Annotated in this window: 27 protein-coding genes, 1 pseudogene and 1 riboswitch; of the genes and pseudogenes, 9 read left to right on the forward strand and 19 right to left on the reverse strand. The window is 51.9% G+C overall.

All coding sequences use genetic code 11. From position 1 onward, the window contains the following. Positions 1–5: 5 nt before the first annotated feature. A complete protein-coding gene (locus ACKXGA_RS13860) occupies positions 6–1,187 on the forward strand; it encodes an FprA family A-type flavoprotein (RefSeq protein WP_117476249.1) in 1,182 nt (393 codons plus the stop codon). Positions 1,188–1,389: 202 nt separating this feature from the next. Here the strand turns inward: ACKXGA_RS13860 and ACKXGA_RS13865 are convergent, their stop codons facing one another. Beyond that, positions 1,390–1,656: an Rrf2 family transcriptional regulator gene (locus tag ACKXGA_RS13865; RefSeq protein ID WP_097777359.1), complete on the reverse strand. Its 267-nt coding sequence runs from the start codon at positions 1,654–1,656 to the stop codon at positions 1,390–1,392. A gap of 62 nt (positions 1,657–1,718) precedes the next feature. Between ACKXGA_RS13865 and ACKXGA_RS13870 the strand changes: the two genes are divergently transcribed. After that, the gene (locus tag ACKXGA_RS13870) at positions 1,719–2,009 is read left to right on the forward strand and encodes a 23S rRNA methyltransferase (RefSeq protein ID WP_117476248.1); all 291 of its coding nucleotides are present in this window, start codon (positions 1,719–1,721) and stop codon (positions 2,007–2,009) included. Between the two features lie 61 nt (positions 2,010–2,070). Here ACKXGA_RS13870 and ACKXGA_RS13875 read toward each other — a convergent pair whose 3' ends face one another. From ACKXGA_RS13875 to ACKXGA_RS13905, 7 genes are all read right to left on the reverse strand, one after another. Continuing rightward, positions 2,071–2,523 (reverse strand): low molecular weight protein-tyrosine-phosphatase, encoded by a 453-nt coding sequence (locus ACKXGA_RS13875; RefSeq protein ID WP_423729721.1) that lies wholly within the window; start codon positions 2,521–2,523, stop codon positions 2,071–2,073. Continuing rightward, positions 2,520–2,936, reverse strand: a complete 417-nt coding sequence (locus tag ACKXGA_RS13880) for a winged helix-turn-helix domain-containing protein (protein ID WP_423729722.1) — start codon at positions 2,934–2,936, stop codon at positions 2,520–2,522. Before ACKXGA_RS13880 ends, ACKXGA_RS13875 begins: the two co-directional genes overlap by 4 nt. 20 nt (positions 2,937–2,956) lie before the next feature. Further along, a complete protein-coding gene (gene ribE, locus ACKXGA_RS13885; protein WP_156075287.1) occupies positions 2,957–3,433 on the reverse strand; it encodes a 6,7-dimethyl-8-ribityllumazine synthase in 477 nt (158 codons plus the stop codon). A gap of 21 nt (positions 3,434–3,454) precedes the next feature. Continuing rightward, positions 3,455–4,651: a bifunctional 3,4-dihydroxy-2-butanone-4-phosphate synthase/GTP cyclohydrolase II gene (locus ACKXGA_RS13890; protein ID WP_423729723.1), complete on the reverse strand. Its 1,197-nt coding sequence runs from the start codon at positions 4,649–4,651 to the stop codon at positions 3,455–3,457. A gap of 12 nt (positions 4,652–4,663) precedes the next feature. Further along, a complete protein-coding gene (locus ACKXGA_RS13895; protein ID WP_423729724.1) occupies positions 4,664–5,305 on the reverse strand; it encodes a riboflavin synthase in 642 nt (213 codons plus the stop codon). Further along, positions 5,269–6,393 carry a bifunctional diaminohydroxyphosphoribosylaminopyrimidine deaminase/5-amino-6-(5-phosphoribosylamino)uracil reductase RibD gene (ribD, locus tag ACKXGA_RS13900; protein WP_423729725.1) on the reverse strand — a complete coding sequence of 375 codons (1,125 nt, stop codon included), beginning with the start codon at positions 6,391–6,393 and terminating at the stop codon, positions 5,269–5,271. Before ribD ends, ACKXGA_RS13895 begins: the two co-directional genes overlap by 37 nt. A gap of 151 nt (positions 6,394–6,544) precedes the next feature. Next, a riboswitch (FMN riboswitch) is annotated at positions 6,545–6,659 on the reverse strand. Positions 6,660–7,032: 373 nt separating this feature from the next. Then, positions 7,033–7,773 carry a rhodanese-like domain-containing protein gene (locus ACKXGA_RS13905; RefSeq protein WP_423729726.1) on the reverse strand — a complete coding sequence of 247 codons (741 nt, stop codon included), beginning with the start codon at positions 7,771–7,773 and terminating at the stop codon, positions 7,033–7,035. 196 nt (positions 7,774–7,969) lie between these two features. Here ACKXGA_RS13905 and ACKXGA_RS13910 point away from each other — a divergent pair, with 196 nt between their 5' ends. The 5 genes from ACKXGA_RS13910 (at position 7,970) to ACKXGA_RS13930 (ending at position 9,970) form a co-directional block, all read left to right on the forward strand. Continuing rightward, positions 7,970–8,152 carry a hypothetical protein gene (locus tag ACKXGA_RS13910; RefSeq protein WP_423729727.1) on the forward strand — a complete coding sequence of 61 codons (183 nt, stop codon included), beginning with the start codon at positions 7,970–7,972 and terminating at the stop codon, positions 8,150–8,152. Further along, entirely contained in the window at positions 8,149–8,658 is a 510-nt protein-coding gene (locus ACKXGA_RS13915; RefSeq protein ID WP_179859643.1) for a ferritin, read from the forward strand. Before ACKXGA_RS13910 ends, ACKXGA_RS13915 begins: the two co-directional genes overlap by 4 nt. A 124-nt stretch (positions 8,659–8,782) precedes the next feature. Continuing rightward, positions 8,783–8,941, forward strand: a complete 159-nt coding sequence (locus ACKXGA_RS13920; RefSeq protein ID WP_223384176.1) for a nitrous oxide-stimulated promoter family protein — start codon at positions 8,783–8,785, stop codon at positions 8,939–8,941. 68 nt (positions 8,942–9,009) lie between these two features. Further along, entirely contained in the window at positions 9,010–9,624 is a 615-nt protein-coding gene (locus tag ACKXGA_RS13925; RefSeq protein ID WP_156060487.1) for a class I SAM-dependent methyltransferase, read from the forward strand. A 1-nt stretch (position 9,625) separates the two neighbouring features. Beyond that, positions 9,626–9,970 (forward strand): GGDEF domain-containing protein, encoded by a 345-nt coding sequence (locus tag ACKXGA_RS13930; RefSeq protein ID WP_117506319.1) that lies wholly within the window; start codon positions 9,626–9,628, stop codon positions 9,968–9,970. On the opposite strand, the pseudogene ACKXGA_RS13935 reads toward ACKXGA_RS13930, so the two are convergent. From ACKXGA_RS13935 to ACKXGA_RS13950, 4 genes and pseudogenes are all read right to left on the reverse strand, one after another. After that, positions 9,967–10,011: pseudogene (locus ACKXGA_RS13935) on the reverse strand (potassium-transporting ATPase subunit F); the annotation flags it as partial. The gene ACKXGA_RS13930 and the pseudogene ACKXGA_RS13935 sit on opposite strands and share 4 nt — an antisense overlap. A gap of 64 nt (positions 10,012–10,075) precedes the next feature. Continuing rightward, positions 10,076–11,413 carry an FMN-binding protein gene (locus ACKXGA_RS13940; protein WP_412591714.1) on the reverse strand — a complete coding sequence of 446 codons (1,338 nt, stop codon included), beginning with the start codon at positions 11,411–11,413 and terminating at the stop codon, positions 10,076–10,078. Between the two features lie 467 nt (positions 11,414–11,880). Further along, positions 11,881–12,393, reverse strand: a complete 513-nt coding sequence (locus ACKXGA_RS13945) for a hypothetical protein (protein ID WP_423729728.1) — start codon at positions 12,391–12,393, stop codon at positions 11,881–11,883. A 112-nt stretch (positions 12,394–12,505) separates the two neighbouring features. Beyond that, a complete protein-coding gene (locus tag ACKXGA_RS13950; RefSeq protein WP_005921759.1) occupies positions 12,506–12,838 on the reverse strand; it encodes a helix-turn-helix domain-containing protein in 333 nt (110 codons plus the stop codon). Positions 12,839–13,070: 232 nt separating this feature from the next. Here ACKXGA_RS13950 and ACKXGA_RS13955 point away from each other — a divergent pair, with 232 nt between their 5' ends. Continuing rightward, the gene (locus ACKXGA_RS13955; RefSeq protein WP_044959886.1) at positions 13,071–13,265 is read left to right on the forward strand and encodes a DUF3873 family protein; all 195 of its coding nucleotides are present in this window, start codon (positions 13,071–13,073) and stop codon (positions 13,263–13,265) included. Positions 13,266–13,320: 55 nt separating this feature from the next. Here the strand turns inward: ACKXGA_RS13955 and ACKXGA_RS13960 are convergent, their stop codons facing one another. The 7 genes from ACKXGA_RS13960 to ACKXGA_RS13990 form a co-directional block, all read right to left on the reverse strand. After that, positions 13,321–14,703 carry a relaxase/mobilization nuclease domain-containing protein gene (locus tag ACKXGA_RS13960; RefSeq protein WP_423730413.1) on the reverse strand — a complete coding sequence of 461 codons (1,383 nt, stop codon included), beginning with the start codon at positions 14,701–14,703 and terminating at the stop codon, positions 13,321–13,323. 53 nt (positions 14,704–14,756) lie between these two features. Then, positions 14,757–15,014, reverse strand: coding sequence for a hypothetical protein (locus ACKXGA_RS13965; RefSeq protein ID WP_423729729.1), 258 nt, complete (start codon positions 15,012–15,014; stop codon positions 14,757–14,759). Positions 15,015–15,022: 8 nt separating this feature from the next. Continuing rightward, complete coding sequence (locus ACKXGA_RS13970) at positions 15,023–15,301, reverse strand: hypothetical protein (protein WP_423729730.1); 279 nt, start codon at positions 15,299–15,301, stop codon at positions 15,023–15,025. 127 nt (positions 15,302–15,428) lie between these two features. Further along, a complete protein-coding gene (locus ACKXGA_RS13975) occupies positions 15,429–16,325 on the reverse strand; it encodes an IS3 family transposase (protein WP_423730414.1) in 897 nt (298 codons plus the stop codon). Next, entirely contained in the window at positions 16,274–16,630 is a 357-nt protein-coding gene (locus ACKXGA_RS13980) for a helix-turn-helix domain-containing protein (protein ID WP_181967528.1), read from the reverse strand. The genes ACKXGA_RS13975 and ACKXGA_RS13980 overlap by 52 nt, the downstream gene beginning before the upstream one ends. A gap of 79 nt (positions 16,631–16,709) precedes the next feature. Beyond that, positions 16,710–17,039, reverse strand: coding sequence for a plasmid mobilization protein (locus ACKXGA_RS13985; protein ID WP_097773947.1), 330 nt, complete (start codon positions 17,037–17,039; stop codon positions 16,710–16,712). A 1-nt stretch (position 17,040) separates the two neighbouring features. Further along, positions 17,041–17,415, reverse strand: coding sequence for a hypothetical protein (locus ACKXGA_RS13990; RefSeq protein ID WP_242990263.1), 375 nt, complete (start codon positions 17,413–17,415; stop codon positions 17,041–17,043). A gap of 761 nt (positions 17,416–18,176) precedes the next feature. On the opposite strand from ACKXGA_RS13990, the gene ACKXGA_RS13995 reads away from it, so the two are divergent. Then, positions 18,177–18,581 (forward strand): AbrB/MazE/SpoVT family DNA-binding domain-containing protein, encoded by a 405-nt coding sequence (locus ACKXGA_RS13995; RefSeq protein ID WP_015536742.1) that lies wholly within the window; start codon positions 18,177–18,179, stop codon positions 18,579–18,581. Positions 18,582–18,584 lie beyond the last annotated feature (3 nt).

Here is an 18,584-nt window from a genome sequence, read left to right on the forward strand (position 1 = left end):
GTATTATGACCATTCAAACGGTAACAGATGCCATCCGCTATGTAGGGGTGGATGATAACACATTAGCACTCTTTGAAAACCAGTACCCCGTCCAGCCTATGGGAGTGAGCTACAACTCCTATGTCATTCTGGACGAGAAAATCGCCGTGATGGACAGCGTGGATGCACGGGCGGCGGAGGAATGGCTTTCCAATGTAGCGCAGGTGTTGGAGGGGCGCAACCCCGACTATCTTGTGGTCACACACATGGAGCCGGATCATTCCGGCAGCCTCATGCGACTGGCACAAAAGTACCCGGAGATGAAGATCGTGGGAAACGCGAAAACATTTACCCTGATCAAGCAGTTCTTCGGCACAGGTGCATTGTCGGAAGACCGTATGCTGGAGGTTGGCGAAAGAGATACGCTTTCCTTGGGCTTGCACCGGCTGCGCTTTCTGCTGGCGCCGATGGTACACTGGCCGGAGGTGATGGCAGCGTATGAAGAGGAGGAAAAGATCCTGTTCTCGGCGGATGCCTTCGGCCGCTTCGGTTCACTGGAACGGACTGCCCGTGCCCCCTGGGCGCCGCAGGCCCGGCGGTATTATTACAACATCGTCGGAAAGTATGGCGCACAGGTGCAGGCGCTGCTGAAAAAAATCTCCGCGCTGGAGATCAAAACGATCTGCCCGCTCCATGGCCCCATGCTCACAGAAGACTTGGGAGAGTATCTGCGGCTCTATGATCTCTGGTCACAATGGAAACCGGAAGAACCGGAGGGCATCCTGATCGTCCACGCGTCCATCCATGGAAATACCGCATACGCATCGGAGGCCCTCAAGAGCAAGCTGGAGGGAAAAGGTGCGCAAGTCACCATGTGCGATCTGACGGCAACAGACCTTTCCTATGCCGTGACCAGCGCATTCTACTGTGGGAAACTGGTGTTGGCCTGCTCCACCTATGACGGAGGACTGTTTCCGCCCATGAAGGAGTTTTTGGAACATTTACAGACAAAGGGATTCCGGAACCGCTGGGTTGGTCTTATTGAAAACGGCTCTTGGGCACCTGCTGCCGCGCGGCTGATGCGCACCAAACTGGAGGAGATGAAGGATATCCACCTTTACGAAACGGTAGTGTCTCTGCGTGGTGCATTGAACCAAACCAGCGAAGCGCAGATGGACGCTCTGGTGGCTGAGCTCTGCGCGGAGTAGGCGGCGAGTCTGGCTTCGTCCGGCTGCCCGATGCCTCAAAAGCAAAACATCGTCGCTGATTTATTTAGACAACAATATGGCGTTGAGTGATGCCGAAGCTTTGAAAATGGATCGAAGCGCAGCCGCAGAGAATATCTGCGGTTGCGCTTTTTGCATTTTGACCATGGTGCAAACGGATGGCTTTGACCGTTACCCTCGATTTCTAAGGAGACACGAAGTGTGCTACATGGAAGCGTATCATAGATCTGCTCCATAGCCACGCCCTCACTGCGCCAGCGTTTCCCGGATAGCCGCCGTCCAAGCCCTCCCGGGTCTCCACTATTCCCGCCTTTTTCAGCACCGCCTGCACCCGGCGGACGCGGGTGGGATTGGTGCAGATGTTCTCCGCCAGCGCTTCGCTGCTGAGGGAGCGTTCACTGTGGCTCAGGCAGACCAGCGCATGGACGGCCAGATTAAAAGAACTGTCCACAATCATCCCTCCTTCACAAGCTCGTAGGGCCAGTCGATGACACCGCCGAGACGGTATGCGCTTTGTCCAAACTAGATGTCTACCAGAAGATCACGGTAGACCTGAAGATGGATGAGTTGGACGTGACTGCTGCGGAGAACAAGGCTACCTATGAAGAAATCCAGGAGTACGTCAAGGAGCACACCGGTCTGAACGTGAGCAACCTCTATATTGCACAGGTCAAGCGCAAGTGCGGCATCAAGGAGCGGCAGAACTACAACAAGCCTAAGGCTGAGAACCCCAAGCAGCTCAAGTGCCCGCCGGAGAAGAAAAAAGCCATCCGGGAGGCACTGAAGTATTTTAAGATGATTTGAAATGAAAAATAGACGGATGTCTGTCAACTGGCAGACATCCGTCCGTTTTTATGATAATCTGTTATGATCGCAGTTCCTCAAGCAATGCCGTGCATCCTTCCAGTATATCCTGCCATGTGGATTCAAAATCTCCCGTGAACCATGGGTCTGCCACTTCACGGGGATGATCCGTATGCGCCATCAGCAGCGAGACTTTATGCTGTGGGTCTCCGCCGACAAGCCGCAGGATGTCGCACAGATTGCTTTCATCCATGCCAATCAGATGATCATACCGTGCATAATCCAGCCGGGTCATCTGCCGGGCGGTCTTGCCGTTGCAGTCGATGCCATGTTCTGCCAGCTTCTGCCGTGCAGGAGGATAGACCGGATTTCCGATCTCCCATGCACTGGTGGCGACTGATGCGATTTCAAATTGCTCGGATAGTCCTGCCTTGGACGTAAGGTCTTTCATCACATACTCCGCCATCGGGCTTCGGCAGATATTTCCGAGACAAATAAATAAGATCCTGGTCATGTCGGGTCGTTCTCCTTTTGGCTTACAAAAGCATAGCCGCCGTGGGTAGTGCGGATAAAGCTACCGCAGCCGGCCAGCTTCTTTCGCAGATTGGAAACGGTATTTGCCACGACCTTTAAGGTGTCGTCACAGTTTTGTCCCCACACGGCACGGAAAAGCTCTTCTTTTGAGAAGATTTGTCCTTCGTGGGAGGCAAGCATCAGCAGCAAATCGAACTCCAGTCGTGTAAGGGAGACTTTTCTGCCGTTGCACGACACTTCGTGGGTCATTCCATCCAGTGTAAGCTCCGGAAGAACCAACTTCTCCCATGAATCAATGGATATTTGCTCTGCCTCGATGTGCTCTCGTTCCAGAAGCATCCGGATCTTCTGCTCCAATTCCGGGTCAGGCTGTCGGGTCTTTATAACGATCATGGCAAACTCCTGCGTGTATTTTACTCTGCGGCGGCATCCATTTCCCGGAGCAGGTTTACCATCTCGATGGCACTGACTGCGCAGTCATAGCCTTTATTACCTGCTTTGGTGCCTGCCCTCTCGATGGCCTGCTCGATGTTCTCGGTGGTCAGAACACCAAAGAGGACGGGAACCCCGCTTTCCAGCGAGACCGTGGCAATGCCTTTGGAAACCTCATTGCACACATAGTCGTAATGGCTGGTAGAACCGCGAATCACTGCACCAAGGCAGATCACAGCATCATACTTTCCGCTTTTTGCCATTTTAGAGGCAACCAGTGGGATCTCAAAAGCACCCGGAACCCATGCAACATGAACATCAGCCTCCTGCACATCGTGACGGAGCAGACCATCCATTGCTCCGCTCAGAAGTTTGGACGTGATAAATTCGTTGAAGCGGGCAGCTACGATACCGACCTTGATGTTCTGAGAAACCAGCTTGCCTTCAAATGTTTTCATTTTTAAATACCTCTTTCATTGTTAATATTCCAGAAGATGTCCCATCCGTGCCTGCTTCGTTTTCAGGTAAAACAGGTCATACGGGGTCGCCGTCATCTGAATGGGTACGCGCTCGGATATCTCCAGCCCAAACTCGGAGAGCTGATATACTTTGTCCGGGTTATTGGTAAGCAGGCGCAGGCTTTTTACGCCAAGTTCCCGGAGGATCTGCGCGCCGAGATAATACTCCCGTTCATCTCCATGGAACCCCAGAGCGAGATTGGCTTCCAGCGTATCCATGCCCTGCTCCTGAAGTTCATAGGCACGCAGTTTGTTGATCAGACCGATGCCTCGGCCTTCCTGCCGCATATAGAGCAGGATACCCCGGCCTTCTTTTTCGATCTGCGTCATGGCAGCGGCCAGCTGCTGGCCGCAGTCACAACGCAAAGAGCCAAATGTATCTCCTGTCAGGCATTCCGAGTGGACGCGGCACAGAATATTCTTTCCATCGCCAATGTCACCTTTTACCAGTGCAATGTGATGTTCTCCGTTCAGGCGGCTCACAAAACCATAAGCTCTGAAGGTGCCATACTTGGTGGGCAGGTTCACCGCCGTTACCTGATCGACCAGTTTATCGTGACACTTGCGGTACTCCTGTAAATCACGGATGGTGATGAATTTGAACTGGAAACGCTCTGCCAGCTTTTCCAGTTCAGCGGTGCGCATCATCGTGCCATCCTCCCGCATGATCTCGCAGCACAGGCCGCATTCTTTCAGCCCTGCCAGACGGCACAGGTCAACGGTTGCTTCCGTGTGACCGTTGCGCTCCAGTACACCGTTCTTTTTTGCCAGAAGGGGGAACATATGGCCCGGTCTGCGGAAATCTTCTGCTTTTGCGTGGTCGTCCACACAAGCCATCGCCGTAATGGAACGCTCTGCGGCAGAAATGCCCGTAGAAGTAGAAACGTGGTCGATGGACACCGTAAATGCCGTTTCATGGTTGTCGGTGTTATGCTGCACCATCTGCGGAAATTGCAGCTTCTGGACGAAAGCCTCGGACATCGGCATACAGATCAGACCTTTGCCGTGGGTCGCCATAAAGTTGATGTTTTCGGTGGTGGCAAATTCGGCAGCACAGATGAAGTCCCCCTCGTTTTCACGGTCGGGGTCATCCGTTACCAGAATGATTTTTCCTTGTTTCAGGTCTTGCAAAGCTTCGGGAATGGTATTGAAGTTCATCCTAAACTCTCCTTAAAAGCCGCAGCGCAGCAGCATTTCTTTTGTGAGTGTGTTTTGTTTCGGTGCTTCCGGTTGAATCAGCTTCTCGATATATTTTCCGACAACATCGGTTTCCAAATTGACAAAATCCCCTTTGTGTCGTTGGTGCAGGTTCGTCTGACAGATGGTGTGCGGTATCGTGGACACGGAAAAGCCCGTAGGTTCCACCGCGGCCACGGTCAGGCTGATACCGTCTATTGTGATAGAGCCTTTTTCAACGACATAGCGAAGGATCGTGGAATCTGCATGAATGGTGTACCAGATGGCCGTATCGTCTTTTCGGATATTGGCAATACGTCCGACGCCATCCACATGGCCTGCTACAATGTGTCCGCCAAAACGTCCGTTGGCCGGCATGGCACGTTCCAGATTGACCGCACTTCCAACGGTGAGCTGTGCAAGTGCAGAGCGGTTCAATGTCTCGTGCATGACATCCGCAGCAAAGCTATCCGGGAAGAGCTGCCTGACGGTCAGACAGATGCCGTTGACGGCGATGCTGTCGCCGATCCTGGTTCCTTCCAGAACCGTTTTTGCACGAACAGTCAGTACGGCGGAATGCTGTCCCCGATTGATGGATTTTATTGTTCCGACTTCTTCCACGATTCCGGTAAACACGGGTACTCCACCTCACTTTCGATCAGGAAATCTTCGCCAAGCTGTTCCAATCGGCTGTTCTTCAGGCGGAATGCAGCATCCGGAAGCGGGATACCCGCACCCTCGATGGGTGTTCTGGCATCCCTTCCTCCGAACAGCTTCGGGGCAATGTAAGCCTGTACCTGTTGCACGATGCCACTTTCCAGTGCAGACCAGTTCAAAGTTCCGCCGCCTTCCAGCAGAATGCTGTCGATCTGCTCCTGCCCCAGCTGTTCCATCAGTTGCAGAAGATTCACATGACCGCATTGCTCTTCCAGAAAAAGAATCCGGCACCCGGCCTGTTGATATGCCGCCTGCTTCTCTGGGTCGCCGCAGCAGGTCGCAAGAATGGTGGGGACCTGTTTGGCGGTCATGACCACCTGTGATTGCAGCGGTGTCCGCAAATGTGTATCGCAGATGATCCGGACAGGATCACGGCCACCCTCTATCCGACAGGTCAGCAGCGGGTCATCTGCCAGAATGGTTCCGACTCCCACCATAATGCCGCGGAATCGGTGCCGCTGCCGTTGAACATGATTCCGGGCAATTTCCCCGGTGATCCATTTGGAAGCGCCTGTGTATGTGGCGATTTTTCCGTCCATCGTCATGGCGTATTTCATGGAAACGAAGGGGCGTTTTGTGGTGATATAGTGGAAGAATACCTTGTTCAGCGCATCGCATTCCTCTTGCAGAACATTTTCGGTCACATCTATGCCGTGTGCGCGCAGGATTGCAATTCCTTTTCCAGCCACCAGCGGATTCGGGTCAGCAGAACCCACGACCACCCGGTGAATGCCCGCGCCCAGAATCGCATCCACGCAGGGCGGCTGCTTTCCGTAATGGCAGCACGGCTCCAATGTCACATACAGGGTCGCTCCCTGCGGATCTTCGGTGCAGGATGCCAGCGCATTGCGCTCCGCATGAGCCTGACCGTATCTCTGGTGCCAGCCCTGTCCGATGGTTCTGCCCTCTTTTACGACCACGGCACCCACCATCGGGTTGGGAGATGTCCATCCGCAACCCTTTTTTGCAAGCTGCAAAGCCAGACGCATATAATCTTCGTCGTTCATCGTGTCGCCTCCAAAAGAAAAAGCCCTGAACAAAAACGTTCAGGGCAAGCCGAAAAGACACAAGGGACTCTTGTGCAAAAAAGAAAGCTCCAGAATGCAAACGCATCCCAGAGCAGCCTCCACAAGCACAGAACCGTGCGGGCTCTGCGCTTGGTATCTTCTTTCATCCAGACTGTACTGTCGGCTTCGGAGTTTCACCGAATCATGCCTTACGGCTCGTGGGCTGTACCACCGGTAGGGAATCACACCCTGCCCTGAAGATTTATGATTCAATTACAGCGGCATTATAGCACGGCTTCTTTCGGATTGCAAGGGCATTCTGCAAACCGGGACGAAACCGGGATGAAGCGAATCGCTACAACAATAAAATCACATCGTCCGTAGGACAATGTGAACGGAGAATCCAAAGGGGCGCGGGTCGCCAGTGGCGACCTCAAAATGCGTTGCATTTTGAAGCGCTTGACCGAGCCGACAGGCGAGAGCAGCGCCCTTTGGCACACGACTTTGCTTGCAAAGTCTATTCCGAACAAGACGGTACGAATGGGAGGTGCTGGAAATGGCAGCAGAAAAGACCAAGGTCTACACATGAAGGTAGATACCACTGCCATTGAGCAGGAGATCGCCGCCTATGAGAAGCAGCTACGGCAGCACTACTCCACAAAATCCCGGCTTATGGAGGAGATCGACCGCCTTTATAAGATGTACGATAAAATCGAAGAGGTGGAAAATGGACTGATGGATGCCCGGGCAAAGAAGCAGGCCATTGAAGCCGACAAAATCACAGGCGACAACATCTATAAGATCCTGATTTGCTTTGACAAGCTTTATGCCACCATGACCGAGGCGGAACGCCGCAGACTGGTGGAAATTTTGATCGACGAGGTGCAGATCTACCCGGAACGCCAGCCTAATGGACAGTGGCTGAAGTCCGTCCGGTTCAAGCTGCCCATCATCGACCATGACCTTGAATTGAATTTGGACAATCAGGATCGTGTCGAAGTCGTAGACGCTCTGATACCCCAGCGCCAGCAGCTTTTGTGCAGCATCCTTGCTGCGGCGGCCGCTGCGGCAGTAGATCAGCAGCGTCGCCTCCCTATCGGGCAGCGTCTCGGGCATTTCGCTCCTGATGCTCTCGTTGGGCACAAGGACGGCGTTTTCAATATGCCCGCCATCGTATTCCTCCCGGGTGCGGACATCCACCACCACGATCTCCTGCGAGATCATCATCTCATAGGCTTCCTCGGCGCTGATCTTATGATACGCCGCCTTGCCGGGAGCGTCCTCCTCTGTCGGCAACGGCTTGTCCTTGGTTCCCCCGCAACTCACCAGAAGCAGTGCAAGCACGGCGGCAAGTGCCGCGAAAAGCAATATCTGACGCATAATCAACCTCCAATGCAACTGTGTTTACTGCTGATACAGTTTATATTGAAATATAACAGATACAGTTAAAACTGTTAAGGTACTTCGAGGCAGCTTTTGGCGCACAAGCCCTTTGTGGTTGTTGACAGAGAAAAAAATATAGGTATAATAAAAGCAAAATAATAAGACTCATTCTTGCATTTAGAGGGTTGGCGGTATGCCAAAATACGCAGAGGAGATATTGGCCGCCGTAACGGAGCTGCAGCAGCATCCCAAGGCGGAGCAGGTGTTCCTGGAGATGAAAAGGGAGCATCCCAGCATCGCTCTGGGTACGGTATATCTGCCCCCCCCCCTGCCGGGAGCAGGAAAAAGACAATCTTATGGAGGAGAAGTATTATGAACGCAAACGTATCTAAGCTGCTCAACGAGCAGATCAATAAGGAGTTCTACTCCGCCTATCTGTATCTGGACTTTGCCAACTACTACGCCGCCGTCGGACTGGACGGCTTTGAGAACTGGTACCGGGTACAGGCGCAGGAGGAACGGGATCACGCCATGCTGTTTTATCAGTATTTGCAGAATAACGGCGAGGGCGTCACCTTTGAGGCTATCGCAAAGCCGGAGTGGGAGCGAGTCGATCACATGACCCCGCTGAAAAAGGCACTGGAGCACGAGAAGCTGGTCACCGCCAGCATCGATGCCATCTACGCCGCCGCACACGAGGTCAGGGACTTCCGTACCATGCAGACGCTGGACTGGTTCATCAAGGAACAGGGCGAGGAGGAGAAGAACGCCGCCGACCTCATTACCAAGATGGAGCTGTTCGGCGGTGACAGCAAGGGGCTGTATATGCTAAACAGCGAGCTGAAGGCACGGGTCTACACCGCGCCCTCGCTGGTGCTGTAAGCCCCGCGCGTCTGCGGGCTTTCGCATCAGGCAAAAGGCAGACTGCATACAGGTGGTCTGCCTTTTCTTCCACCAGACGGTTAGATTGTGCTAACTGTGTATAAAACAGAAAGGACTTCAGAACTTGAACAAGGAAAAGGAGACCGAAACCGTTACCCTCATGGTGCGCCGGTATTGTTGTGGCGTGCATGGGACAAGGGGCGAGGCGCTTTGTCCGGCGTGCAATGCACTGCTGGAATACGCCAGAGAGCGGCGGGACAGATGCCTGCACGGGAAAATTTAGTGGCACTTTGAATCCTTTCCGAGAGGCACAATGCGGCAAAAAATAAAGAAGAGATAAGGGCAACGGCTATGAAAGAACGAAAGACCTTCTGGGACAAAAATGCCGGTCGTTACGACCGCTTTATGCGAAAGGATCGGGCGGCATACGAAGAGATGTATAAGCTGATCCGACCGGTGGTGAAAGCCAAAACGGTGCTGGAGCTGGCGACCGGCACGGGACTGATTGCAAAGCACATTGTGAACGCGGCAGCGCACATCGAGGCGACGGATGCCTCTGCGGAGATGATTGCAGAGGCCAAGCGTGATAACCACTCTGCCAAGCTGCACTTTTCCGTGCAGGATATGTTCCGCCTTCCCTATGCGGATAAGTCCTTTGATGTGGTGATCGTGTCCAATGCGCTGCACATCGTGCCGCAGCCGGAAAAAGCCCTACAAGAAATCAAGCGGGTGCTGAAAGAGGACGGCGTGCTCATCGCGCCGACCTTCACCCACGCGGGAAACTCGTTTTCCGGCAAGGTCAAGGCATTTTTCATGAAGCTGGCAGGCTTCCCTCTCCACAGCAGATGGACGAGCGAGGAATACCTGCGTTTCCTGCGGCAAAACGGCTGGACGGTGCGGAAAAGCGCTGTCCTGAAAGCTTCGTTCCCGCTGACCTATGCCGAGTGTGTAAAAATGGAGGTGTGATATGGATCTCAACGGCTTGAAGCGCTGCAACGACTGCTTCGGCTATGCGGCGGGCGACGCCCTGATCTGCCGTGTAGCTGACGCGCTGAACGATGTGTTCCCCGGTGAAGCCTGCCGCATCGGCGGGGACGAGTTCGTGGTCATCTGCTGCCCGGTCACGCAGGAAAAATTTGAACAGCAGGTGGAAGCTCTGCGGGCGGCACTGGTCCGCCATCAGGTGGATGCAGCCATCGGCTCGTTTTGGCAGTCGTTGGTCGAAGACCTGCCCGCCTTCCTCCGCGAAGCCGACAACCGGATGTACAGGGAGAAGGAACGTCAGAAGCGCGCAGCGCGGCCCTCGGTTTAGGCGAACCGTTCTGGATACAATAAAACATATAATAAATAAGCAGCGCCCGCCGGGAGATCTCCCGGCGGGCGCTGCTGTGTTCAGAGGAACGTTATTTTTCTTGCCTTACTTTGCGGCATCCACCAGCACACCAACGTAGCCGGCAGTATCCACCAGCGTGGCACCGGAAACGGCGTCCACAGCCTTTTCATCTTTGCTCAGAGCCTCGGCGTCAGCAATACTCATGCCGTTCACGTGGTTCTGGATGGCGTCGTAGTTGGCATCCAACGAAACGGTGGAACCAGCCTTTTCGGCCATCATCTTGCTGTAGTAATCGGCGTTGACCCGCTTGGACATCAGCACCTTGCCCTCGGCGTAGCCTGCGCCGAAGTCAGAATCGGAGTTGGGCACACCGACGACCCCGGCGTCCGAACCGGCAAACTGGAACTCGTCAATGTAGCTCAGCACGATGGTGTCCCCGGCGGTGGCGACAGCGCCGGAGGTGAAGCACTTGGTGCCGTGTGCGGCCCCATAGACCACATTCAGCTTCAGGTCCTCGGAGCTGCCGTTGAACTCCACGGCCTGCGTGGTCTGGGCGTTTTTGGCGGCATCCACGATGGCAGAGAGATAACCGGCGGTATCCACCAGCGTTGCGCCGGAGACGGCGTCCACAGCCTCGGCACCCTTGGCGGCCACATCCTCCAGCTCGGAGATGGTCTTGCCGACAGCAAAGTTCTGGATGGCGTCGAAGTTTGCATCCAGAGCGACCGTGGAGCCGCCCTTTTCGGCCATCATCTTGCTGTAATAATCAGCGTTGGCCCGCTTGGACATCAGAACCTTGCCCTCGGCGTAGCCTGCGGCAAAGTCGGAGTCGGAGTTGGGCACGGCGGTCACGTCTGCATCGGCGCTGGTGAACTGGAAATCGTCGAGGTAGGCGGCGAGGATGACGTCATCCTTCACCACAGCCACCGCTTCGGTGAAGCACTTGGTGCCGTGGGCGGCAGCATAGGCCTGACCAATCTGGATGCCGCCTTCCACCGGGACGATGGCGGCGGGTTCAGCGGGGGCTGCGGCAGCAGAGTCGGCGGGGGCTTCTTCGGCCAGCTCCACACCCAGTGCGGCGGCAACGGCCTTCCGGACGGCCTTGGTGGTCACCGTGGCACCGGCAACACCGTCGATGGCGGGGCCGTTGGCGGCTACGACCTGCTTGGACAGCTCTTCCAGTGCAGCGCCGCCGATGCTCTCGGTCTCCTGTGCACCTTCCAGCTTGCAGTCGGTAACGGTGCCGTTGGCATCCACGGTCAGGGTGGCAGTGACAGCACCGCCAAAGCCTTCGGCAGAGCCGGTCTTAGTCACACCGGCAGCGGTGGAGCTGCTGCTGCCGCCGCAGGCGGCCAGAGAGACGCCAACAACGAGGCTCATGGCCACGGCAGCGCTCAGTTTGCGGATGATCTCCTGTTTCATGGGTCTTTCCTCCAGAGAAAAATCGGTTTGTGTTCGGCCCCCAGAAAAGGTCATACCTTTTCAAGGATGCTTACAAAAGATAACATATTTTGTGATGTGCTGTCAAGAGATTTTAGCACATACTTCGTGAAGAATGATAAATTGGTGTCAATTTGTGACGCTGACGGTATACGAAGCGAACGGACGGTCTACGCTGTTAGTAATTCCTGAATGGAAACCAAGCAAGCAGTTTTGCCACTTTCAGCCCCAGTTAGTACTTCAATATTACTATGTTTTGGAAATCGGCACAACCATATAACCGTCTTTGATGAAACTATTTTTGTTTCATCGATGACATTGTACCAGCAAGCAGTGCAGACGTATATACATCTGCTTATTTTGCGTTGCAAAACGCTTGTTGGGGAATGCCCCAAGCCCCTTTAATCTGCATTTTCCAATGCAGGCTGCGCATCCCTTCGGGACGCTTTTTACCCGGTGATGTGCTCTGGGTCGTTCAAAACTTGCATGAGGTGAGAAGCGGCTTCTGCAAGAGAATCGTACTTCATCTGTTCAGGAACAGGCGCATCCAGAAGCGTAATGCCCCATTTCTGCATACATTCCGCAAGCTCCTTCTGCGCCAGCAGTGCAGCCTCCCGGCGCATTTCCGGGGAAGTGTTTCTGTCCAGAACGTAGGCAGTATTAAATCTGCCGTTGCGATCTTCCGTCAACTGCACCATGGAGTAGTGTTCCTCCCAGTAGTGGCAGTACCAGACTCTGCCGCCGATGTTCGCCATGTCATGATGCAATTCTTCTTCGCTGCTCCGTTGTGGAGTTTCGGACAAAATGCGCTCCAGTTCCGAAAGAGCCTGCTGTTCTTCGTCCGATAACTTCTGACGGTGACATTCACGGTATAGGTCGTTCTGCCAATACGGACTCAGCTTTCCATTCCGGGCATCTTCCATTGCTTCTTCGATATTGGGTAGGATTGTCATGTCGTTCACCTCAAACACTCACTGTTAGCGTTATATGCACGCTTATAGTGTTGATTATAGACTATTTGTGGGCAAAAAGAAAGAGCGTCAGCACGTTTGCTGGCGTTCTTTGACATAGGTGTTATTTTGTAATATAGGGAATGTTGTCGGTGTATGCATTCAGAATGTCAATGGCAGCTTTCTTCTGCCCCGGTGTGAGCTGGCTCAGCTTTCTGCTCAGTTCGTCATCTGCCACATGGGATGCGGATGGAACGGAATCCCGGATCAGCACATCAGCAGATACGTCCAACACCTCTACGATTCGGATAAAGGTTTCCAGTTTGGGGATTTTTACTCCGCGCTCTAAATCTCCAACATAATTTGCCGACAAATCGACCCGTTCTGCAAACTGTTCAATCGTCCAGCCTTTTTCCTTGCGCTGTTCTCGTATTCGTTGACCCAAAAGCGTATTCATAGCGACCTCACATTCTAATTGTGTTTGTTACACACAAATAGCATACCTGTCGCAATTTTTGTTATACACAATCCAATAGCGTTTACTCAACGCCATCTGGATACTTTTGGGACGAAAAATTTTTGTGCGTATCTTTGGTCAAAAAAGCAATGGTCTTTTGGGACGGTACATGGTACAATAGCAAACGTTGTGCCCCTTGGCACATGAACGAAGGTAAAAGGAGCTGCTGAACGTGGATACGATCTATCTGCTGCCCGGTGAGGAACGCTGCGTTGATTTTCGAGATGCCAATGGAGTCCCGAAGGTACACTACACTTACTGTTCCATCCGTGGCAAACTTTTCAACTGCACCTGCTGCACAAAGGACGAAGCCCAGCGGCTGTGTGAAGATTGGCTTATAAAACAGGACCGCTGCTATATAAACTAAAAAAAGCCGCCGAGGACATCTCCCCAAAATGGGAAGAGTCCTCGGCGGTATTCGTTTATCGAGTCTGCGTTTTTTCGATGGTGTCCTTTTCTCCCGCAAAAAATCGTTCCACGTTTTTCTGTGCCCGAACCAGTTCTTGCATCTCGTTCCGTGCCTTGCGGTAGTCCGGGTAAGCGGCTTTCTTCTTGGTCAGTAGCTCTGCAAACTCCGCATCCAACTCCTTGACCTTCGGCAGCTTCTGCAGCCCGGCTTCGTCAAAGGCAGCTTTCGCCGCCTTGTGCAGAGTAATCTCCTCCCGATGGGCTTCCAGAAACGCCTTGCTGTACCCGGCTTTCCGATAAGCGGCGTACACCTCACGGGTCTTAGCATAGTTGATGATGTGGGTTTTCAGGACAGCAATTTCCGTCAACCTTGCTTCTGCCGCCTTGATGGAATCCCCCATAGCATGATAGCATTCCGTTGCCGCCGCTGCACGTTCCCACAGTTCCTCGGCACTGCTAATCTTCTGCTCCTGCAAAAATAGCAGAGTTTTGGACATCTCTTTCAGATTGAACTTGGTTGCCCACTTTTTGTAGCCAACGCTTTTGCCCTCTGCCATTTTTCCCTGAATGTCCACCAGCAACTGGAAGGGCTGTTCTTTGGGCGGCTGCTTCTGGTACGGCTGGTGTTTCGCCCTGCCCTCCAGCACCGCCTTGATCTCGTCCTCACCATAGCCGGTGCCCAGTGTGCGTAAACGGATAAAGCGTTTCTGCCCCTTACCTTTCACCGCCGTGTGCTTGCCACGCTTCACCTCATAGCCCTGCTGTTCCAGCTTTTGCAGAAACGTTTCATAATCTCCCGGTTTTTCTGCAAGGATGGTGTCGATGATTCCGCACAGGCGGTCCCTGTTGCTTTCCTTGGGAGGATAGAGAACACGCTTCTGCCGTTCCCGATAGGGCTTCTTCTCAATGACGGACAACTGGTGTTCCAAGCAAATCAGGTCGCTCAACCGCTGCACTGCCAACGCCGAAAAGAAAAAATCCCGGAACTTTCTGGTGCCATCCAGTGCCGTGGAGTTAAAGATCACATGGTTGTGGATGTGCTGCCGGTCCGTATGGGTGGCAACAACAAACGCATACTTGCCCTTGGTAAAACGCATGGCAAGTTCGTAGCCCACCTTGTTAGCTTCCTCTGCAGTGATTTCCCCCGGACGAAAGGACTGCCGTATCTGATAAGCGATCACATCGCTTTTCTGCCTGCGTCCGTTTACGAGATCATACTGCCGCTTGGTAAGCATAAATTCTTCATCTGCTGTCAGGGCGCTGCAAGCATAGCTGCTGACAAACTGCCCCTGCTCAGTCTTGTCCGGGTTTTCGATATAGTCCGTGCGATTTTTCAGGCAGGCCGCAACGGTCATGCCCTTGTTTTTGTGCAGCGCAATCAACCGTGTTGCTGCCAGCATCATCACCCCCTATTGCAAAGAAAAAATGCCGCCCGGAGGCGGCATCGAGATCATTTGGATAATTTTTCGTAATCGGTAGCACCTGCCAGATACATTGCCTTATATCGGGTGCACTCCAGCTCGTTGCCGATCTCATCTAAGGCGAGATATTGATTCCACGCTTCTTTGCTGATAACGCTCTGCAAGGCTTCCTCAGCTGCTCTTTTGGCTTTTTTCAGTCGTAGATACTCTTCATCCTCACCCAGCATCTCAGAAAAAATCGTGCTGTTGTGTTCAAAATAACAATCTTCTATCTTCTGTTTGTCCATAATATCCCTCACAGTTCTGCAAGCCACTCACTGAAACGCCCGATGCCCTCGGTGATGGCAGTTGCACCGAAAAAGAGGATGAAGCAGATGAACTCGGCCACCAGCAGGATAAAGAACTGATTCCAAGTCTGACGGTAAGCAGTGTAGATGCCGCAGCCGAAGATGTAGAGCATCAGCGGAGCGACCACATAACTGGACAAAGTGAGCAGCCACTTTGCCGTCAGAGCCAAAAACGCCACAAAGAGAGAAATCGGGAAAAGAACAACTTTCTTCAGCATAGACATCATATCAAGCACTTCCTTCCTGTTCGCCCTTATTATAAAGGTATCGACTACTGCGTTGCAAGGATGTCAAGCGTTATATGTACACCCGCAGTCCTCTGAAATGAACCCCAAAAGTTAGACAAAAATTGAATTAAGCAGCTCCAACGGTCTGAATTCTGTATTGCACAGGACTCAGGCCGTTTAGTTTTAATTTAATTCGGCGGTTGTTGTAATAGTCGATGTAATCGACAATAGCCTTTTCAAGCTGGTCAATGGAATCAAATTTTTCCAGATAGAACAGTTCCGTCTTGAGCAGTCCGAAGAAGTTCTCGGCAACAGCATTGTCCAGACAAGTGGCTTTCCGAGACATACTTTGCGTAATTCCTTTTGCTTTCAGCAGATTCTGGTAGGATTTCATCTGATACTGCCAGCCCTGATCCGAATGCAGAATCAGATTGTCAACCTTATTTGGCAGCTTCTGAAAAGCGCCCTCCAGCATCTCCGTGATCTGTTTGAAATTTGGATGGCGGCTCAGGTTATAGCTGACAACTTCGCCATTGAACAGATCGAGAATTGGAGACAGATAGAGTTTTTGGTCGTTCACTTTGAATTCAGTAACATCTGTGACCCGTTTCCGATTCGGCTGGTTTGTCTTGAAGTGCCGTTCCAGCAAGTTTGGCGCAACTTCTCCGACTTCACCCTTGTAGGAGTTGTACTTTCTTTTTGCGCGAACCTGACAGACTAAGCCCAGCTGCTTCATGAGTTTCTGAACCGTCTTGTGATTCACACAAATATCGTTGTTGTGTAGTTCTTGTGTAATTCTGCGATATCCGTATCGCTTCTTGTTCTCATTGAAGATTATAACAATCTGTTCCTTTACCATCTGGTATTTGGCAGGATTCTGAGACTGGTGCAGATAGTAGTAGAACGTGCTGCGAGGAAGCCCGGCAAGCTGCAGCAGTGCTTTCAACGGATATTTCTGCCTTAGTTCCTGAACTACTTGTGCTTTCTGTTTTGGCGTTCCTCTTCCAGCACCAAGGCTCTCAATTTTTTTAAATAGTCGATCTCCATACGAAGCCGTTGATTCTCTGCAATGAGATCTTCTTCTACTTGCTTGTCTAATTTCGGCTTCCGACCTTTCTGCGTCCCACTGGCGGCACAGGCTCGTCCTCGACGCTCTAACAGAAGTGCTTCTTCTCCTTCCTCCCAATAAATGCGCTCCCAGTCCCTGAGTGTACGGTCCGAAATGCCATATTCTCTGGACGCTCCCTTAAAGCTCAGGTTTTCTCTGTGGATTCGTTTAATGATTTCTACCTTCTGCGTTCCGTTGTACTTTCGTTGTCCCTTTGGCATACAAAAACACCCCATTTCCTAAACAGTATACCATACTGTCTAACAAATGGGGGGCAGTTCACTCCAACTGCGGGAATTTTTATAACTCTGCCAGCTTGGAAAGAATCTGCTTGCCGATATCAATCAGTTCATCCAGCCGGGTGCGTAGATCGGCAAGGTCGGCAGCATAGATCTTGCCGCTTTCGTTGACACGTTTTGCTACCTGATTCAAGTTGTTGCTGCAATTCTGGAGCAAATAAGCCATGCGCCGCAGCTGCGGAAGGTCGAGATTCAGGCAGTAGCCATCCAATGCCATTTTGCGGATATAGGCACTCAGGCTGTGGATGCCCATGCCATACATCTTATCTAAAATGCAGCTCCGTTCTTCATCAGTCACACGAATAAAGAGACGGTGTTCCCGCTTTTTCAAATTATCGGCCCTCCTTATCCAGATAGCTTTTGAACGGCTTAACAGGCTCTGGCTGATTGGCTTTTTCTTCCAGTGCAGACAGCACAGACGGACGAGTTGCGGGTGCTTCGGTTTCCTCGGATTCTTCGGGAGTATCCTGCGAGGAACTGCGGTCACGGTCGATATTCAGTAGAGCATTCAGTTCGGCAAGGCGAGCAGACTTTTCAGCCAGTTCTTCTTCCTGCGCGAATGGCTTTGCCACTTCAATCTCTGCGGCCTGTTTCTGCTGTTCTAGATTTTGCAGAGCATTTTCAGCGTCTGCAATTCGGTCAGCAAAATTGTCGATGGCATTGTCCAGACGAATGATGTTGCCGCGCGCATCATCGCCCAGCGACACCGGGTAGCTTAACTCTGCCCGGAGTACGGCCTGATCTTGTATTTACATGGATTTACAGGAAAGCGGCTGCCAATTTTAGCAGAGAGCCGGAAAACAGAGTTCAAAAGGCGCTTTATGGGGCTTCATTAGCTGGAAGCCTGATTTTATTAGCTGGAACCGAAAATTCTGCTAATGGCATTCGCTGGCTAATTTTGGTGATCGGTTCAAAATGAAAAATGCGAAGGTCATCTTTCACATGGAAAAATGACCTTCGCATTTTTTGAAATAGTGTCCTCAGGCGGATTCGAACCGCCGGCCTTTCGCTTAGGAGTAGGGGCTGAAGCCATAAATCCTAGGCAAAAGTAGGTAAAACAAGTAACGTTTTATCAATTGATTTTTTGTTGCGCTGTCAATCTGAGTAAAGAACACAAACCCCGAAATAAAACGAGTAAAAGGCTTTTCATTAGCAGAAAATTAGCAGAGCTAATGAAAAGTGGAAGGTTCATTGTAAAATGCCCACCTTTCATTAGCTGGGAAGTGTACGTTTCCCTACGGATATTTGCTTGTTTAGCATTCGTGAACCAGACCATACAGCCGTAGCTGGTGTGATGGACAAATGTTTTCAATAGAAAAAGACCAGAGCTTTCTGCGAGAAAACTCTGGTCTATGTAACAGTGCGAATGGAAATGCGCATTGTCTTGTAAAAGGAAGGGGCTTATGGTATTCTTACGGGAGTAAAGGCACTGGATGCAAGGAACTTTGCGTGATTTTAGGAGTGTGCGATGGAAAAGAAATTTAATATTGTAGTCGGTGAAGATGGAACTGTAAAACTCCCAGATGCGGTTCTGGAAAAACTTGAAGTCAAACCCGGAGAGGAAGTTCGCTTCGAGGTAGATGACAATTTCTATGCAGTCAGGCTTCTATCGCGGATAGAAGCTGAACGCTTGGATTACTTGAATTGGATGCATAATAAACATTGCCCCTCTATTGAGGAAATGATTGCAGAGTCGAGAAAACAAGCCACTCAGAACATTGTGATCTCCCGTATCCTTGATGGGATGCCGGCAGAAAAAATCGCAGAAGGCTATGAAGTTTCACTCGATTATGTAAAACAGCTTACACATCAGCTGAAGATGGACATAGAGGAAGCTAAGGCGAAAAAACACAAAGAAACGGGATCATCCTAAAAC

This window comes from Faecalibacterium hominis (ex Afrizal et al. 2022), from assembly GCF_049545105.1.
Lineage (GTDB): Bacteria > Bacillota > Clostridia > Oscillospirales > Ruminococcaceae > Faecalibacterium > Faecalibacterium duncaniae.

What these genes read in the sequence shown, in the direction of transcription:
- ACKXGA_RS13930 (WP_117506319.1), top strand. Translation starts at nt 9,626, where the DNA reads ATGGATCTCAACGGCTTGAAGCGCTGCAACGACTGCTTCGGCTATGCG.
- ACKXGA_RS13915 (WP_179859643.1), top strand. Translation starts at nt 8,149, where the DNA reads ATGAACGCAAACGTATCTAAGCTGCTCAACGAGCAGATCAATAAGGAG.
- ACKXGA_RS13980 (WP_181967528.1), bottom strand. Translation starts at nt 16,630, where the DNA reads ATGCCAAAGGGACAACGAAAGTACAACGGAACGCAGAAGGTAGAAATC.
- ACKXGA_RS13875 (WP_423729721.1), bottom strand. Translation starts at nt 2,523, where the DNA reads ATGACCAGGATCTTATTTATTTGTCTCGGAAATATCTGCCGAAGCCCG.
- ACKXGA_RS13880 (WP_423729722.1), bottom strand. Translation starts at nt 2,936, where the DNA reads ATGATCGTTATAAAGACCCGACAGCCTGACCCGGAATTGGAGCAGAAG.
- ACKXGA_RS13890 (WP_423729723.1), bottom strand. Translation starts at nt 4,651, where the DNA reads ATGAACTTCAATACCATTCCCGAAGCTTTGCAAGACCTGAAACAAGGA.
- ACKXGA_RS13925 (WP_156060487.1), top strand. Translation starts at nt 9,010, where the DNA reads ATGAAAGAACGAAAGACCTTCTGGGACAAAAATGCCGGTCGTTACGAC.
- ribE (WP_156075287.1), bottom strand. Translation starts at nt 3,433, where the DNA reads ATGAAAACATTTGAAGGCAAGCTGGTTTCTCAGAACATCAAGGTCGGT.
- ACKXGA_RS13860 (WP_117476249.1), top strand. Translation starts at nt 6, where the DNA reads ATGACCATTCAAACGGTAACAGATGCCATCCGCTATGTAGGGGTGGAT.
- ACKXGA_RS13940 (WP_412591714.1), bottom strand. Translation starts at nt 11,413, where the DNA reads ATGAAACAGGAGATCATCCGCAAACTGAGCGCTGCCGTGGCCATGAGC.
- ACKXGA_RS13965 (WP_423729729.1), bottom strand. Translation starts at nt 15,014, where the DNA reads ATGGACAAACAGAAGATAGAAGATTGTTATTTTGAACACAACAGCACG.
- ribD (WP_423729725.1), bottom strand. Translation starts at nt 6,393, where the DNA reads ATGAACGACGAAGATTATATGCGTCTGGCTTTGCAGCTTGCAAAAAAG.
- ACKXGA_RS13910 (WP_423729727.1), top strand. Translation starts at nt 7,970, where the DNA reads ATGCCAAAATACGCAGAGGAGATATTGGCCGCCGTAACGGAGCTGCAG.
- ACKXGA_RS13950 (WP_005921759.1), bottom strand. Translation starts at nt 12,838, where the DNA reads ATGAATACGCTTTTGGGTCAACGAATACGAGAACAGCGCAAGGAAAAA.
- ACKXGA_RS13970 (WP_423729730.1), bottom strand. Translation starts at nt 15,301, where the DNA reads ATGATGTCTATGCTGAAGAAAGTTGTTCTTTTCCCGATTTCTCTCTTT.
- ACKXGA_RS13995 (WP_015536742.1), top strand. Translation starts at nt 18,177, where the DNA reads ATGGAAAAGAAATTTAATATTGTAGTCGGTGAAGATGGAACTGTAAAA.
- ACKXGA_RS13905 (WP_423729726.1), bottom strand. Translation starts at nt 7,773, where the DNA reads ATGCGTCAGATATTGCTTTTCGCGGCACTTGCCGCCGTGCTTGCACTG.